Origin of the sequence: Clostridium tunisiense TJ (genome assembly GCF_000300195.1) — a bacterium.
Classification (GTDB): domain Bacteria; phylum Bacillota; class Clostridia; order Clostridiales; family Clostridiaceae; genus Clostridium_J; species Clostridium_J tunisiense.
Genome location: NZ_AMQH01000012.1, coordinates 153,230 through 170,294 on the forward strand (window position 1 = coordinate 153,230; position 17,065 = coordinate 170,294).

The window sequence follows — 17,065 nt, forward strand, 5'->3', positions numbered from 1 at the left end:
AATAGGTGAACACATGTATATTTTACTTTTTCTTGTTGGAATTTTATTAGTTATTGTAAATTGGCGAGCAATTACGAAAGAAAAAAAATCTTTTAAGGGTGTTTTTAATGACGCAACAATAAATTTACAAGATATAGATTTAAAAATTGGTGAAGTAAGAAGAGAATTTGCTGAAACCATTACTGAGCTACAAAGGGAAATTATTGACTTAAGAGAACAAGTAGAAAACCTTAAGAATGACGCTCCTAAGAAATTGGAAGTCCCCTATGAAAATCATGAGGAGCTTGGATTTAATTATGAAGTGGAAGAAACTATCAATAGTGAGTTACAGAAATTTTATAATAGGAATGCAGAAACTGAAGATATAAGTTATAATAAAGATGAATTCTCAGTGATAGATCCTAATAGTATGGAAATAAAAGAACAAGTTTATGACAAACCTTCAGAAAACAAAGGGTTAGGAATTGAAGTTCAACAAAAAGACTCTTACAATCAAGTAAGTGATGATAATCAGCTAGAACAGGCTGAAGGGTTAGAAACAAGTAACAACTTAAAAATTGAAGATGTAAAAAACTTATTTAATCAAGGATTAACTTTAGATGAAATTGCAAAGAAGCTTAATATGGGAAAGGGTGAAGTCCTATTAATAAAAGATTTATATTTAAAGTAAAAGAATTGCTAGAAGTTTTAAGTGATAAAAAGATTTTATTAGGTATTGGGATTGGAATATTAATTGGTTCCTTTTTTTCCCTTTCAAGTGGAATCAGTTACAGCCTTAGTGATGGACAAGTAGAACTAAGGGCGAGAAAGCTTGGTATGAAATATCCAGAAGAAATCAGGGTAATGATTAAGGATGAGGTGAAATAATGATAAGAGGATTATATTCAGCTGCTTCAGGTCTTATAACTAGTGAAGCAAAACAAAACGTTATAATGAATAATATTGCTAATGCGAATACATCAGGGTATAAGTCAGAAAATATCTCGATAAAAAGTTTTGATCAGGTAATGATATCTAATAGAGATAAAATGCAAGGGAATAGAAATGTAATTAATAATATAGGATATTTAAGCAATGGATCTGAAATTGATGAAAGAAATACTAATTTTTCTCAAGGGTTAGTGAAAGAAACAGGTATAAAGACCGATTTTGCCATTGAAGGAGAAGGATTTTTCGTAGTACAGAGAAATGAAGTAGGCGGTACAAAAAATTATTACACAAGAGATGGACATTTTAATATTGATGGTAACGGCTATTTAGTAACAGTAAATGGAGATCGAGTATTAGGGTATAACAATAATGGACAATTAGAGCCTGTATATGTAGGAAGTGGGAATATTTCTTGCTCAAAGGAAGGGGTTATCTCCGTAGATGGAGCAAGAAGATCTCAAATAGCAGTGGCTGATTTTACAAAAAAAGATAATAAGTATGATAATCTTAATAAGGTTAGTGATAATCTATATGAAGGTGAAAATCCAATTTTAGCCACTAATTATTCAGTTAAACAAAGTTCCTTAGAGGCGGCAAATGTAGATATAATTAAAGAAATGTCTGACATGATGGCTGTGATGAGAAATTTTGAAAGTGATACTAAAGTTTTAAAGGCATTAGACGAAACACTAGGTAAGGCTGTTAACGAAATTGGAACTGTGAGATAAGTTTAAGGAGTGAAAAAACATGTATACACTTTTATACACTAATAGAAGTTCTATGGTGGCACAACAAAATAAGTTAGATGCTATTTCTAATAATATAGCTAATGTAAATACTGTAGGATATAAAAAAGTAAATGTTCAATTTCAGGATTTATATAATAACTCTTTACAGAGATTAGGATATCCAACTTCAGATGGTGCAACTAACCTTTATTCTGGAAGTGGAGTTAAGAGCACCATTGCTCTTAGGCAGTTTACTCAAGGAAGTTTTAAGGAAACAGGAGCTAGTACTGACTTAGCCATCGATGGGAAAGGATTTTTTAGGGTCTATAAGCAGGATGGTACTGCCGCTTATACAAGAAATGGAAATTTTAAGCTTGATGCACAAGGCACTCTAGTAGATAATAATGGGTATAAATTAAGTGTTGTTAATGAGGCAGGAAATGAATTAAATCTTTCGGGAGAATTAAAACTTAAAGAAGGTAGTTTTGATATAGATCAGCATGGAAATTTAATGATTAAAAATGGTGATAACTTCTTTAAAGTAGGTGAAGTAAGAACTTATGACTCTGTAGGTGGAGATGGATTACTTTCTACTGGAGAAAGTTTGTATATTCCACGAGAAAATGTTGACATGGTTGAAGTAGAGGATAGAAACATACTTCAAGGTTACTTAGAGAATTCTAATGTGGATATAGGCCAAGAGATGACTGACATGATATTAACTCAAAGGGCTTTTCAGCTAAGTTCTACAGGATTAAAAACCGTAGATGAAATGTGGCATATGGTGAATAGTTTAAGATAGTGATTATGCGTACTAAGGCATAGATAGTACATTAGTAGTTTAAATAAAATTACTTCATGCAAAGTTATTACTATTTCAATGCACACAAATCATATTTAGGAAATTTAATCAAAAGTACATAAATTTTATAATATTAACTCATATATAGGTGTTTAGCCCTTATATGAGTTTTTTATTTATAATTTTTCTTATGCATCAATTAAGCATGGCGTAAAAATATATCTTTATAATATATATTCTTAAATACAATAAGAAATAAATGGCTAGTAAAATTATATAATCACTGTTGTTAGATTTAGTTATAAAGAGGAGAAAAGTATTTAAAAGCCCTTTAGTAATTACTCAAAGGCATAAGAATTTTTACATTCTAAAGAATTTATTAATCACATATAATAGGGTATAAAAACTTAACAACTCAAAGAAGTGAGTTTTTAAGAATCAGTGCAATTTCAAAAGTTTATATACTAGAATTATTAGTGGGGAGGAAAGCTATGGGAGTTGGATACCTTTTTGGATGCTTAATTAGTGTAGTGCTGTGGAGAGTGGATAGGCATTTCATATTTGAAAATTTAAATAGGTTTTTAATAGCAAAACTCAAGAGAAAGGCAATTTGTAATTTAGTTTATTTGATTTTTATTCCATTAGTAGGTATGGTGATAACTTTAATTCACAATAAAGAATTAGAAAATCTAATTGTAGCATTTATAGTTATTGAAATTAGTAGTAGCGAAAGAAAAACTCTTATAAATAAGGTAGGGGATAAAAGGCATTTTTATGATGCCTTATCAATAATATCAAGATCTTTAGTTTGTGGATTCATTGCACCAATATTTTATATAATGCTGGCAGGTAACATTGGAGGTATAGTTTTTACTTTGATTTACTATGTTAGCTTTCATAGCAATATATATAAAATACTCAATAATGTATTAAATATTATCCCAGCTATAATAGCACTATTAATACTCTACATTATATATGTGCCAAGAAATAGAACCTTTAAGATTAGCTTTAGAGGAGATTTCGTTAGCAATATTTTTCATGATCCTCTGTTAAATGTTTATATTATGGCAGCGTATATTGAAGCTGTTAATTTTTATTATTATGTTGAGAGGAAAAATGTTCATTACTTAAAAAGTTATGGGGCTTATACTAATAAAATTGACGATATAGTTTTAAAGGACTATTTATCCTTAATATATAGTATATGCTTTGTTATATTTATAGCCTTCTGGATCTACCAAGCAGAAATAATTAGCTTTTTAATAAAGCAGTGAATACCCAGAAGGATTTTCACTGCTTTATGTTAACTTTTATTATTTAGATTGATTAATTACCTCAGTAATTGGAGGAATAACTTGTTTTTTTCTAGAAACAATACCATCCAAGAAAACAGTATCGTTCTTTGACTTAACATTAAAGGCTCTATAGAATAATTCCTTATGTTCTCCAGCAGCAATAAACAACGAGCTACTACTAAATATGTCTGTGATCATTAAAAGCATTATATCAAAGCCATTTGAGGAAGCCTTTCTATTCATAAGAGCTTTTAAATCTTCAATCATTGGGTTAAATCCTTCAATATAAGTGGTAGTTACTTGAGAAACTCCAACTTTATAATTATTAATAGCGAAGGTTTTAAAATCCTGATATAGAATTTCTTTAGCAGTTTTTCCTTCAAGAGAAGTTCCAGCTTTAAACATTTCTTTAGCAAAATCCTCTATATTTAAGTTGGCAATTTCAGCCAATCTCTTAAGGGTTATTTCATCAACTAAGGTAGCTGTAGGAGACTTTAATAATAAAGTATCTGATATAATTGCAGCACACAAAAGTCCCGCAATTTGCTTGCTTGGTCTAATACCATTTTCAAAGAATATTGATGCTACAATAGTTGAAGTACTTCCAACAGGCTCATTTCTAAAATAGATTGGCAGTCCAGTTTGAATGTCTGCAATTCTATGATGATCAAGGATTTCCAAAACATCTGCCTCTTCAAGTCCAGCAACAGATTGAGCTTTTTCATTATGATCAACTAAAATAACCTTTTTTCTATTTTGTGTAATTAAGTGATATCTTGAAATACTACCGATTACCTTACCACTTTCATCTAAAACAGGATAACTTCTATACCTAGTTTCTAGCATAATATCTTTAATATCTTCAATAAAATCATTGGTATCAAAGGATATTACATTATTTTTAGTCATTACAAAGCTGATTGGAATACTTTGTGGGATAAGACGTGCAGCAGTAAAGGAGTCATAAGGAGTTGTTATTACAGAGCAACCTTTTTCCTTAGCTATGTCTATAGTAGTATTAGAAGGGACGCTACTACCACAAATTATCATTAGTTTTGCCTGCTTTTCTATAATAAACTTTTGAGTATCCTCTCTATCACCACAAATTACAATATCTCCTGCTTCTATTATAGTTTTATCATAGTCAGGTGCCATGGTGGAAACTACTACTTTACCTGTAAGATTTAGTGTTTCTTCAGATAAATATACAATCTTTCCTGAAAGAGTTTCAAGGATATTATTTATAGTAGTATTACTCTTAGCTAGGATATAGTTATCCCAAATATCTAGGTAACTAGAGGCTAAGTTTGAAACGGAAACTATTCCCCATAGTCTATCGTTTGAATCAATGACAGGTAAGGTTTTAATGTTATTTTTTTTCATTATGGACCAAGCCATTTTCAATGATATGTCTGGAGCTATAGGTGCCACAGTATCAATATCTAAATCTGCAACTTGAGTTTTTACAGTTTGAACTAATTGAGGTGGTTCCACACCAAAATAATTTAATATAAATGCGGTTTCGCTATTTATTTCTCCAAGTCTAATGGGAACGGCAGGAATTTTTTGAGTTTTATTTTTAAACTCAGCATAGGCTATTGCAGAGCAAATAGAATCTGAATCAGGATTTCTATGACCTGTAATATATATAGTATTTTTCATTTGCATACCTCCTTGTTTACTAATTCCAAGTTATATACATAGTATTTTATAGTGTAATTATTACCATGTCAATGAAACTATTGGTACTAACAAGATTTCCAGGTAGATATAAACAGTTTTTTTGTTATCACTGCACAAGTCTCTCTAAAAATTTATTGCATGTTATAGGGTTCCTTAGGTAAAGATTAATTTGCTCATGATGAATTTCAGTCATCATGAATAAATGAACCTTGAAAACGCCTTAGGGAGCCAATATGGGATTTATATGTAAGTTGAGTTTTGAATTTAGTTTCCTACATGACATAAGGAATATAAATTAATCTTATAGCTTTGGCCTTCATATAATTTCTTTAGGGTAATTTCTCTTAAGGAATATACTAAGAAGCTAGTACATATATTTTATGGAAAGGCATCTATTTGGCCATGCATAAGAACTAATATATAAGATGCTAATTTTTATAAAAAGGGGGAAAAAGTGTGAGAGCTAAAGAATACAGAGGACTTACTAATGAAGAAGTTGAAAGAAAGTTAAAAGAACATGGGCTTAATGTATTAGCAAACAAAGAAAAAATTTCAGCTATGAAGATTTTTCTTTCACAGTTTAATGATTTAATTATATGGATATTAATTGCTGCTACATTAATCTCAGGAATAATGGGGGACAAGGCTGATGCAATAACTATCCTTATCATTGTATTTATGAATGCAATTTTAGGTTTTGTTCAGGAGTTTAAAACTGAAAAATCTTTAGAGGCTTTAAAGGAGCTTGCATCTCCTACAGCAAAGGTAATTAGAAATGGTAGAATTGAAATAATCAACTCCATTTACCTAGTACCAGGGGATTTAATAGTCTTAGAAAGTGGAGATAGAGTTCCAGCAGATTGTATATTAGTAGAGAACAACAATGTAATGGTAGATGAATCCTTACTAACAGGAGAGTCAGTAGGGGTTTTTAAAAGTAGTGAAGATGATAACTGTCATATGTACATGGGGACTATAGTGCTTACGGGAAAAGGAAAGGCAAAGGTTTATTCTACAGGAATGAATACTGAAATGGGTAGAATTGCTGATATGCTTGGTAATATTGAGGATGAAGCCTCACCATTAAAGGAGAGATTGAATTCCCTTGGTAGAATACTTGTGGTACTATGCCTATCAATTTGCGCCTTAGTAACTGTTTTAGGTATATGGCGTGGGCAAAATGCCTATGAAATGTTTTTGTCTGGAGTTAGTTTGGCTGTAGCAGCAATTCCAGAGGGTCTATCAGCTATTGTTACAGTAGCATTAGCTCTTGGTGTTTCTAGAATGTTAAGCAGAAATGCCTTAGTTAGAAAACTTCCTGCAGTTGAAACTCTAGGTTGTACTTCCGTAATTTGTAGTGATAAAACAGGAACTTTGACCGAAAATAAAATGACTGTGAAAGCTTTACTTTATGATGGTAAAATTCATAATATAGATGGTGGAAAAGACTATGAAAATGATATGCTTAAGAAAATATTTACTTATTGCAATGACTGTAATTATGATTTTACTAATAGCGCTGTAGACAAGGCATTAATGGGAGATCCAACAGAAACAGCACTAATTAAAGCCTTTTTCAATAAAACTAGAGATATAGAAAAGTTTGTATCCTCTTCTGAAAGAGTTTACGATATACAATTTAATTCTACAAGAAAAATGATGACTGTTATTATGAAGGACAGTAGAGATAAAGAAATCTGCTATGTTAAGGGTGCACCTGAAAGAGTACTAGAAAGATGCTCTCATATTCTAATAAATGGAAGAGTTGAAACCCTAACACCGGCTTACAGAAAGAGTGTAGAGAAATTTATAGATGATATGTCCTTTAGAGCACTTCGCTGCATTGCAGGGGCCTATAAAGAAAATCATTTAGTAAAGAGTGAAAGAGTGGAAAGTGATTTAATTTTTGTTGGGGTTGCAGGAATCATCGATCCACCAAGAAAAGAAGTTAAGGATGCAGTTTTAGAATGCAAAATTGCTGGTATTAAGCCCGTAATGATTACTGGAGACCATAAAAATACTGCTTTTGCAATTGGGAAGGAGCTAGATATATGTTCTGATGCCTCAGAAGTTATAACTGGAGCAGAGCTTGATAATCTAAGTGATAAAGAGTTAAATAATAGTATAGATAAATACAGAATTTTTGCTAGGGTAAGCCCTAAACATAAGTTAAGAATAGTTAAAGCCTTTAAAGCTAAAAATAAAATTGTAGCTATGACTGGTGATGGGGTAAATGATGCCCCAGCAGTTAAGGAAGCTGACATTGGTATAGCTATGGGGGTATCAGGTACAGATGTGACCAAAGAAGCTGCCTCAATGATTCTTTTAGATGATAACTTTGCAACTATAGTAGCAGCAGTTGAAGAGGGAAGAGTTATATATGATAACATTAGGAAATTTATAAGGTATCTATTATCTTGTAACCTTGGAGAAGTATTAACTATGTTTTTAGCATCTCTCTTCTATTTAGAAGTACCTCTTCTACCAATTCAAATATTATTCGTAAACTTGGTAACAGATGGACTTCCAGCTATTGCTTTAGGCGTAGATCCAGCAGATAAGAATATTATGTATGAAAGACCAAGAGATAAGAATGAAGGCGTATTTTCAAGGGGATTAAAAGAGAAGATTTTATTAAGAGGTTCATTAATAGGAATATGTACAGTACTTGCATTTTTAGTTGGCAAATACTATAGGTTTAACTTGGAAACCTGTAGAACCCTAGCTCTTGGAACCTTAATTTGCTCTCAATTAATTCATGTATTTGAATGTAGAAGTGAAAAACTATCTTTATTCGAAATAAATCCATTTAGCAATATGTACTTATTAGGGGCAGTGACTATTTCCATAGGAGCTTTAGTTTCTATTATGTATGTACCAACTTTCCAAGGAATATTCCACACCTCAGCTATTAACTTTGGGCAATGGATGATAATTGTGTTCTTCTCTGGAATAATTTCCTTAATTAATAGTGTTTATATATTACTAAGCCATAAGCATTAAAATATTTAAATAAAAAATAAGCAAATTAAGTTTGCATTAAACTTAATTTGCTTATTTTCATTACTTGAATCTTCTATCAGCTCTTACTCTTTGAGTTTTTAGGCCACCTTCTACTGGAACTAAATCCTTTTTAGTGGTTAGATTCATAACATTCATAATTGAAATAAACTCTTTTACATCTTTGTTTTTCTTCTTCTTTCTATCAGGCTTTAATCCTTGAATTACTAAGGAATGTCCTTGCTTTATTTCAACAAACTCAGGTTTCTTAAACCATCTTCTTTTTTTGTAAATGCAAGTAGCAACTGCCTTACTGTTTTCTTGTTTTAATACTAAAGTAACTGTAATCCAATTAATAATTCCTAAAAAACTTTTCTCTTCAGACTTTATAGAAAGGACTCTTCCTTGAAGCTGAGTTAATCTGTCTCCATACTTTTTTAACCAATTACTAGTATAACTTTCTGATAATTTTTCTTTAAATCCCATATTAATGACTCCTTTTCATGAAGAATATAAACTTATAATTACTTAAAGTATATGTTTATTTATTAATATTATTATGATAACAAAAATATTATATAATAACCACATTATTATAACAAGTTTATATGAAAGTTTCAAAGTTTACTATAAAAAACTTTCAATTTTATAAAATTTTTATATTTTTGTTCCAAAATAAGGTTTTAAAGAATATTAATATAATAAATGATTTTGAAGGAGGAGAGTATGTATAAAGAATTAACTCCCAAAGACATAATTTATGATTTTAATATTAATAGAGTCTCTACGTCAGGGGAAAAGTGGATGTTACCTCAGTATTTAGAGGCATATAAAAAGATAAAAACAGCTCTTCAGATAGATAATGATGGATATAATATTTATTTAGTAGATGATTATTCTAAAGATAGAATTAAACATATAGCTGAGTATGTAAAAAATATCTTTAAAGATAATAAAGCGCCAGATGACATTTGCTATGTAGTAAAAGATGATGATAAGCAACCAATACCAATTATACTATCAAATGGCCTTGGAAATAAATTTAAAGCTGCATTAGAAGAGTTACAAGGGTTATATGCTGAGTATACTTTCCAGTTTTATAACGATTCAGAGAACAAAGAAAAAGATACTTTAGTTGATAAAATTCAAAAGAAAAGAAATGAAATAATAAATAGTTTAGTTGAAGTTTCAAAAAGTAGTGGTTTTGATATAAAGAGCAATAATGGCGGATTTACCTTTATTCCACTAAGTGAAGGTAGGGAGATGACAGAAGAAGAATATGAAGATTTAGATATGGACGAAAAAGATGCAATGATCAGCAAGGTAAATGAACTAAAGGCTAAGGCAAAAGATATACTAGAACAACTAAAGAACATGGAAGCTAATGAATTAAAGAAGATAAAAGAAATAATGCTTATGTATTTAAATGATCAAATAGAAAGTAAAAAAGAGAATTTTAGAGAAGTGCTAGTAGAAAACACAGAGGCAGTAGAATATCTAGAGTATGTATGTGAAACTATAGAAAATAATTTGGTAGAAAACTATAGCATTAACTATGATGATGATGAAGAAAAAATTAATGAAATTATTTATAAGTACATGATAAATGTGATTGTGGATAATAGTGAAAATAAAACTCCACCTGTTATATTTGAAGAAGATCCAAATGTTACAAATCTTTTAGGGAATATAGAGTATGAAAATCATAATAATGTATATGTTTCAGATGTGTCTTTGATTAAGGCAGGAAGCCTAATTAAGGCCAATGGTGGATGTTTAATTATTAGGGTAAACAATCTTCTAAGTAATTTACAATCTTATTATTATCTAAAAAAAGTACTTATGACGGAAAAAATTGATTTGGATTACAATAAGGGTTATTTTGAGCTATTAGCTCTCAGTGGATTAAAACCTAAGCCTATTGAAGTTAAGCAGAAGGTAATTTTAATAGGAGATTATGAAACCTATGATTTACTTTATACTCATGATGAGGATTTTAGAAAGATTTTCAAGATGAGAACAGAATATAAAACAATAATGGAAATAGATGAAAGTATAAAAGGTTCTCTAGTAAGCGAAATAAATAGGTTCTCTCTTCAAAATAATATTAAGCCCCTTAGTCATGGAGCAATAAAAGAGATTGCTAAAGTACTTTCAAGAAAGGCTGAAAATAAAAATAAAATTTTCTTTGATGACTATGATTTAACTAATTTAATTATATTAGCCAATGATAGGGTTTTAGATAAAGGAAAAGAAACTATTGAGGCTGATGACATTATTCACATAGCATATGAAAGAGAGCTTATAGAAGAAGAAATACTAAAAACCTATAAAGAGAAGAAGATGCTTATTAGTGTAAGCGGTAGTAGAGTAGGGCAAATTAATGGATTATCAGTTATAGATACAGGTTATGCAAGCTTTGGCAAACCACTAAAAATTACTTGTACCTGTTATAAGGGGGATGGCCATATTATTGATACTCAAAGAGAATCAAATTTGAGTGGAAGAATCCATAATAAGGCTATAAGTATTTTAAGAGGATTCATGAGCTCACTTAATGGAGGGTATAGAAAGCTACCTGTTGACTTTCATATAAGTTTTGAGCAATTATACGGCATGGTTGATGGAGATAGCGCATCAGTAGCTGAGGTAGTCTGCATGATATCTTCTTTAACTAAGCTACCTATAAAGCAAAATATTGCGGTAACTGGTTCTATAAATCAGTTTGGTGAAGTTCAGCCAATTGGTGGTGTCAATGAGAAAATAGAAGGGTTTTTTAGGGTTTGTAAAGAACTTAATACTATAGAAGATAAAGGTGTATTAATACCTATTTCCAATAAGGAAGATTTGGTGCTTTGTAAGGAAGTCGAAGACGCTATTATAGACGGGAAATTTAAGCTTTATACTATGGAAAGTGTAGATGATGCCTTACAAGTTTTGATTGATTATAAGGATATTAATTTGGAGAAGATACTAAAGGTTATAGAAAAAGAATGTAAAAAATATATTGAAAAGCCCAAGGCTACTAAAGTTGTAGAGAGAAAAATCAAAGATGAAAAACCAACTTAATCATGGACCTGCTAGGAAGTATTAGTGGTGAAAAATTAATTAATAACAAAAATGTTTCTAAAATAAAAAAAGGGGGGTATCCCCTTTTTTTATACATTAAATCTAAAATTAACTACATCACCATCCTGCATGATGTATTCTTTACCCTCTAATCTATAACAGCCCTTTTCTTTTGCAGCTGATTCAGAACCACACTCAACTAACTTATCAAAGGAAACAATTTCTGCTCTAATAAATCCTCTTTCAATGTCGCTGTGAATTTTTCCTGCAGCTTCAGGAGCTTTAGTTCCCATTTTAATTGTCCAAGCTCTTACTTCTTGAACGCCAGCTGTTAGAAAGCTCATTAGGCCTAAAAGAGAGTAACTTTCTCTTATTAACTGATCTAACCCTGATTCAGTTAAGCCATATTCGGCAAGTAAATCTTTTTTCTCTTCATCAGTTAAAGTAGAAAGTTCTTCTTCAAGTTTTGCACAAACAATTATAACTCCTGAGTTTTCAGAACTAGCATGGGCTTTAACTTTCTCTACTAGATCATTTTCTAAGTTACCAGACATTAGATCCTCTTCACTAATATTACAAGCGTATAGCACTGGTTTTGAAGTGATTAGAAATAAGCTTCTTACAAAAGTATTTTCATCATCTGTAAATTCTAGGGTTCTTACAGGTTTATTATCTTCTAGATGTTTCTTTATTTTTTCCATTATTTCATATTCAGCTTTTGCCACTTTATCTCCAGAACGAACTAGCTTTAGAGATTTTTCCATTCTTCTTTCTAATACCTCAAGGTCAGAGAAGATAAGCTCTAAATTGATAGTTTCGATATCTCTAATCGGGGATACTGAGCCTTCAACGTGAACAACATTATCATCATGAAAGCATCTAACTACATGGACAATGGAAGATACCTCTCTAATATGTGATAAGAATTTATTTCCAAGGCCTTCACCTTTGCTTGCACCTTTAACAAGACCTGCAATATCATAAAATTCTATAGCAGTATGAACTTTTTTCTTTGAATTATAAATTTCCTGAAGTACATCAAGACGTTTATCTGGTACACTAACTACACCTACATTGGGTTCAATTGTACAAAAGGGATAGTTCGCTGATTCAGCACCAGCTTGAGTAATAGCATTAAATAGAGTACTTTTACCAACATTGGGTAATCCAACAATTCCTAGTTTCATAAATATTCTTTCCTTTCAATGATAATACATGATATAGGTTATGAGTGAAAGCTAACTAAGAGTTTCATCTTAAAATCCTATAAATAACATATTATGAGTAAATAATATTATTCTTTACATATTATATTTTCCAAAATTATTCTTTTAAATTATACTCTACAAATTAATTTATTTCAACAGCAGTAAAAAATAGAAGTTTTATTGTATAATATAATTAGACTAAAAATGAATAAAAAATTGCAAAAATGGGGTATATAAAATAAAATATGATGTAATAAATAAACCTTGCGTGTTACAGTATTTTACAGTATTTGTAAGTGAAAAGGCTGTTGAAATTTAAATTATAAAATCACAAAAAAAAGCAATAATTCCTTCACAAATTTGAAGGAATTTTTAGGTAGGCATAGAATAATATGATAGGTAATAACCTATTATACATTTATTTTAAAGTTTTATGAAATAAATTTGTAAAAATGTTAAAAATATACACAGAACTATTCGTAGAAGGAGAAGATGAACATGGAGTTTAAGCATATTTCAATAATGCTTCAAGAATGTATTGAAGGTTTAAATATTAAACCAGATGGAATATATGTTGATTGTACCCTAGGTGGAGCAGGACATTCTTTAGAGATTTTAAAGAAACTGTCTAGAAAAGGTAAGTTAATTGGTATTGATCAAGATTTAGATGCACTTAGTGCAGCTAAAGAAAGATTGAAAGATTATGAAAACGTGATTTTTGTTCATGATAACTTTTATAATATTAAAGATATCCTTGAAGAACTTAATATTGAAAAGGTAGATGGAATTCTTATGGATTTAGGAGTTTCTTCTTATCAATTAGATGAAGGAGAAAGAGGCTTTAGCTATATGCAGGATGCTCCTTTAGATATGAGAATGAATAGGGAAAGTCCCTTTTCTGCATACAATGTTGTAAACGAGTATAGTTTAGAAGAATTACATGATGTTATAAAAAGCTTTGGAGAAGAAAAGTTTGCTAAAAAAATTGCTACTATAATTGTAGATAGGAGAAAGAAAAAGCCTATAGAAACTACCTTTGATTTAGTAGATATAATTAAAGCTTCAATACCTGCAAGGTTCAGGCAAGAGGGTGGACACCCGGCAAAAAGAACCTTCCAAGCAATTAGGATTGAAGTAAATAAAGAGTTACATATTTTAGATAGGGCTATTACCAACGGTATTGAAGCTCTTAACTCTAAAGGAAGAATTGCCATTATTACATTCCACTCATTAGAAGATAGAATAGTGAAAAATAAGTATAAGGACCTTCAAGATCCTTGTAACTGTCCCAAAGAACTACCGATGTGTGTTTGTAACAAAACTCCAATAATTAAAATTATTACTAAGAAACCTATTGAGGCGTCAGAAGAAGAATTAAAGGTTAATTCAAGGAGTAAAAGTGCTAAGCTGAGAATAGCTGAGAAAATTTAGTTCTAAAAACGGTATGGGGGTCGTAAAATGTTATTAGAGAATGAGCGTAATTCAATACAAGGAAATACGGTGCTAGCACCAACTACAACTACTTTACCTAAGGAAAGGGTAAAAGTTAAAGAGCAGGTTAAAAAGAAAACTGAAGATAATAGAAAAAGATTAATAAAAGCACTAAAGTTTGCAGGAACTTTAGGGTGTTCTTTTACAATTGCATTTACTATACTTTTTAGATATAGCTCAATTTATTCAGCACAAAAAAAACTTATTGAAGTTAATGGGCAAATTAACAGTTTAGCTGAAGAAAATGAAAGTTTAAAAGTGCAATTATTAAAATTTAATAATATTAGTTACATTGAAGAAGTTGCTACAAAAGAATTAAAAATGGTAAGACCTGTGGCAGGAAGTGCAGTATTTTGTAATTTAAAAGCTATTGAATTACCCCGTGAAGAAAAAAAATCAGAAAATTCATCTAAGAAATTACTAAGCAAGGTAAAGGATTTCTTATTTTAATTTTAGTTAATGGGGGAGTATAGGTGGCGAAAAAAGAATTTAGAGACAAAGTTATAATGAAAAAAAGAATGCTTTATGCTCTTATTTTTGTATTCATCATTTTTATTGGACTTAGTGTTAGAATCAGTTACATTATGTTCGTAAAGGGTGATACATATAAGGCAAGAGCAACGCAACAATGGACAAGTGATGTTAAGATTAATGCAAAACGTGGAAGAATTTTAGATAGAAATGAGAAGGAACTAGCAGTTAGTGCTAATGTTTATAGGGTAGATTTAGATCTTAATGCCCTTAGAAAATCTCTTGAGGATCAAAAATTATCTATGGAAACTATAGCCCCTAAAATTGCAGAAATTGTTCAAATGGATTCTGCAAAGGTATTAGATATATTGACTAGACCGCTACCCAATGGAAAACTTAGAGGGGCAGCAATTTTAAAGAGAAGAATTGAAAAGGATATGGCAGATGGAATTAAAAAATATTCTGAAGATAATTCTCTTCGTGGCCTTGTAATATCACCTGATACTAAGAGGTATTATCCTAACGGTAGTTTTGCAGCTCATATTTTAGGACATACTAACTCTGATGGGGAAGGATTGACAGGAACTGAGCTTCAGTACAACAAATACCTTGCCGGAGTGCCAGGTATAAAGATAGCTGAGACAGATCAAAAGAGTGAAGATTTACCTTATAAGATTTCTGAATACACAGAGCCAGTAGATGGAAGAGACGTGGTCTTAACCATCGATGAAAATATTCAATATTTTGCCGAAAAAGCTGCTTCACAAGCTTTAAAGGATAATGATGCAAAGGCAGTTTCGGTAATTGTAATGGATCCTAAGAGTGGAGAAATTCTAGCAATGGTTAATAAACCGGATTATGATCCAAACAATCCATGGCCAGAAGGGCTAAGCGATGAGGAAACTCAAAAAACTTGGAGGAATAGAGCAGTTAGTGATGCCTATGAACCTGGGTCCATTTTTAAGGTAGTAACAGCTACAGCAGCAATTGAAAAGGGTGTTTTAAAAGAAGGGGAAACCTTTAACTGTGGAGGAGGGCTAACCATCGGGGGAAGAACAATTCACTGTTGGAAAACTATAGGCCATGGTCCCTTAGATTTCGAAGGAATTATTAAAAACTCCTGTAACGTAGGTTTTATGATATTAGCAGACAGAATGAAAAAAGAGGCATTGAATGAATATATATATAAATATGGTTTCGGCAAGAAAACAGGAATAGATTTGCCTGGTGAAGCTAAAGGAATTGTTAAACCAACTGAACAAATATCAGTAACTGACTTAGCAACAATCTCCTTTGGACAAAGCAACACTGTTTCTGCTATTCAGTACATGCAGGCCTTTAACAGTATTGCAAATGGAGGAACTCTGATAACTCCACATTTAATGAAGGAAGTAATACATTATGATGGAGATAGCAATAGAGTAATAGATGCTACTTTTTCAAATTATAATAAGAGATCAGAAATTAAACCAGAAACTATGGAAAGAATGAGAGGACACTTAGAAGCTACAGTTTCAAGTGGAGGTGCCTCTAAGACTTATATACCTGGATACCATATAGCTGGTAAGACAGGAACAGCGCAGAAAGTAGACCCTGTGAATGGAGGATATGCTCAAGGAAAATATATATCTTCATTTGCAGGAATGGCTCCAGCCAATGATCCTAAAGTTACTGTGTTTATATCTATAGATGAACCAAACCCATCTTTATATTATGCTGGACAAATTGCAGCACCAGTTGGAAAAGTATTATTTAATGATATATTTAACTATTATGCATTAAAGCCAGATGCAAGTTCAGAAGACATTCAAAAGAGCTTAAAGAAAGATGTGGTTATACCAGAAATTAGAGGGAAAAAGAAGGCTGATGCCACTAAAATTTTAAAGGATAATGGACTGGGGTATAGAATTGAAGGTGATGGAGAGTATGTAGTTGATATTAGTCCAAAGCCAGGCTACATGGTTAAAGAAGGAAGCGAAATAATTCTCTATACCGGAAAACAATCAGACACCGATAGCACTGTAGTAATACCTGACTTAATGGGTTCTACACCTGAGGCTGTAAGAGAACTTCTGGGAAGTCTTGGGCTTAAGGCAGAGTTTGTTGGAGAAGGTGTTGTAGGACAACAAAGTATTGAAGCGGGGCAACATGTAAAGAAGGGGACGGTTATAACTTGTCACTTACAAGTTATTGCGGATTAATTCTAGGCAAATGGTAGTTTGTTGCATACTATAGTGATTTAGTGTATAAATATAATATGATAAAGTATAGTTCACCGGTAGCCTACAGCTTTGCTGTGCTACCGGATTTCCCTTGTTAAAACATATTTTGGGTAAGAAATTCAAAGTAATATTTAACGATGTTTTGGAAGAATAATTCGGTGAT

At 31.3% G+C, this 17,065-nt stretch carries 13 protein-coding genes; 10 read left to right on the forward strand and 3 right to left on the reverse strand.

Features of this window, described 5'->3' with window-relative positions; all coding sequences use genetic code 11:
• The first annotated feature begins 13 nt into the window (after positions 1-13).
• The 5 genes from C661_RS22780 to C661_RS0112475 all read left to right on the forward strand — a co-directional run bounded on the left by C661_RS22780 (position 14) and on the right by C661_RS0112475 (position 3,737).
• On the forward strand, positions 14-670 hold the full coding sequence (locus C661_RS22780; RefSeq protein ID WP_017415655.1) for a DUF6115 domain-containing protein: 657 nt from the start codon (positions 14-16) through the stop codon (positions 668-670).
• 5 nt (positions 671-675) lie between these two features.
• Positions 676-867: a hypothetical protein gene (locus C661_RS0112460; protein ID WP_017415656.1), complete on the forward strand. Its 192-nt coding sequence runs from the start codon at positions 676-678 to the stop codon at positions 865-867.
• On the forward strand, positions 867-1,658 hold the full coding sequence (locus tag C661_RS0112465) for a flagellar hook-basal body complex protein (protein ID WP_017415657.1): 792 nt from the start codon (positions 867-869) through the stop codon (positions 1,656-1,658). The genes C661_RS0112460 and C661_RS0112465 overlap by 1 nt, the downstream gene beginning before the upstream one ends.
• A gap of 19 nt (positions 1,659-1,677) precedes the next feature.
• Complete coding sequence (locus C661_RS0112470; RefSeq protein ID WP_017415658.1) at positions 1,678-2,460, forward strand: flagellar hook-basal body complex protein; 783 nt, start codon at positions 1,678-1,680, stop codon at positions 2,458-2,460.
• Between the two features lie 491 nt (positions 2,461-2,951).
• Positions 2,952-3,737, forward strand: a complete 786-nt coding sequence (locus C661_RS0112475; RefSeq protein WP_017415659.1) for a hypothetical protein — start codon at positions 2,952-2,954, stop codon at positions 3,735-3,737.
• Between the two features lie 39 nt (positions 3,738-3,776).
• Here C661_RS0112475 and C661_RS0112480 read toward each other — a convergent pair whose 3' ends face one another.
• Positions 3,777-5,420, reverse strand: a complete 1,644-nt coding sequence (locus tag C661_RS0112480) for a putative manganese-dependent inorganic diphosphatase (protein WP_017415660.1) — start codon at positions 5,418-5,420, stop codon at positions 3,777-3,779.
• A gap of 477 nt (positions 5,421-5,897) precedes the next feature.
• Between C661_RS0112480 and C661_RS0112485 the strand changes: the two genes are divergently transcribed.
• Positions 5,898-8,444, forward strand: coding sequence for a cation-translocating P-type ATPase (locus C661_RS0112485; protein ID WP_017415661.1), 2,547 nt, complete (start codon positions 5,898-5,900; stop codon positions 8,442-8,444).
• Positions 8,445-8,504: 60 nt separating this feature from the next.
• On the opposite strand, the gene C661_RS0112490 is transcribed toward C661_RS0112485, so the two are convergent.
• A complete protein-coding gene (locus tag C661_RS0112490) occupies positions 8,505-8,927 on the reverse strand; it encodes a hypothetical protein (RefSeq protein ID WP_017415662.1) in 423 nt (140 codons plus the stop codon).
• 240 nt (positions 8,928-9,167) lie between these two features.
• Here C661_RS0112490 and C661_RS0112495 point away from each other — a divergent pair, with 240 nt between their 5' ends.
• Complete coding sequence (locus C661_RS0112495; RefSeq protein WP_017415663.1) at positions 9,168-11,510, forward strand: AAA family ATPase; 2,343 nt, start codon at positions 9,168-9,170, stop codon at positions 11,508-11,510.
• A gap of 89 nt (positions 11,511-11,599) precedes the next feature.
• Here C661_RS0112495 and ychF read toward each other — a convergent pair whose 3' ends face one another.
• Entirely contained in the window at positions 11,600-12,697 is a 1,098-nt protein-coding gene (ychF, locus tag C661_RS0112500; protein ID WP_017415664.1) for a redox-regulated ATPase YchF, read from the reverse strand.
• Between the two features lie 519 nt (positions 12,698-13,216).
• Between ychF and rsmH the strand changes: the two genes are divergently transcribed.
• Genes rsmH through C661_RS0112515 form a run of 3 tightly spaced genes read left to right on the forward strand, consistent with a single transcriptional unit; the run spans position 13,217 to position 16,881 of the window.
• Positions 13,217-14,149 carry a 16S rRNA (cytosine(1402)-N(4))-methyltransferase RsmH gene (gene rsmH, locus C661_RS0112505; protein ID WP_017415665.1) on the forward strand — a complete coding sequence of 311 codons (933 nt, stop codon included), beginning with the start codon at positions 13,217-13,219 and terminating at the stop codon, positions 14,147-14,149.
• A 27-nt stretch (positions 14,150-14,176) separates the two neighbouring features.
• Positions 14,177-14,659, forward strand: coding sequence for a septum formation initiator family protein (locus tag C661_RS0112510; RefSeq protein ID WP_017415666.1), 483 nt, complete (start codon positions 14,177-14,179; stop codon positions 14,657-14,659).
• 23 nt (positions 14,660-14,682) lie between these two features.
• Positions 14,683-16,881, forward strand: coding sequence for a stage V sporulation protein D (locus C661_RS0112515; protein WP_017415667.1), 2,199 nt, complete (start codon positions 14,683-14,685; stop codon positions 16,879-16,881).
• The last annotated feature ends 184 nt before the right edge of the window (positions 16,882-17,065 follow it).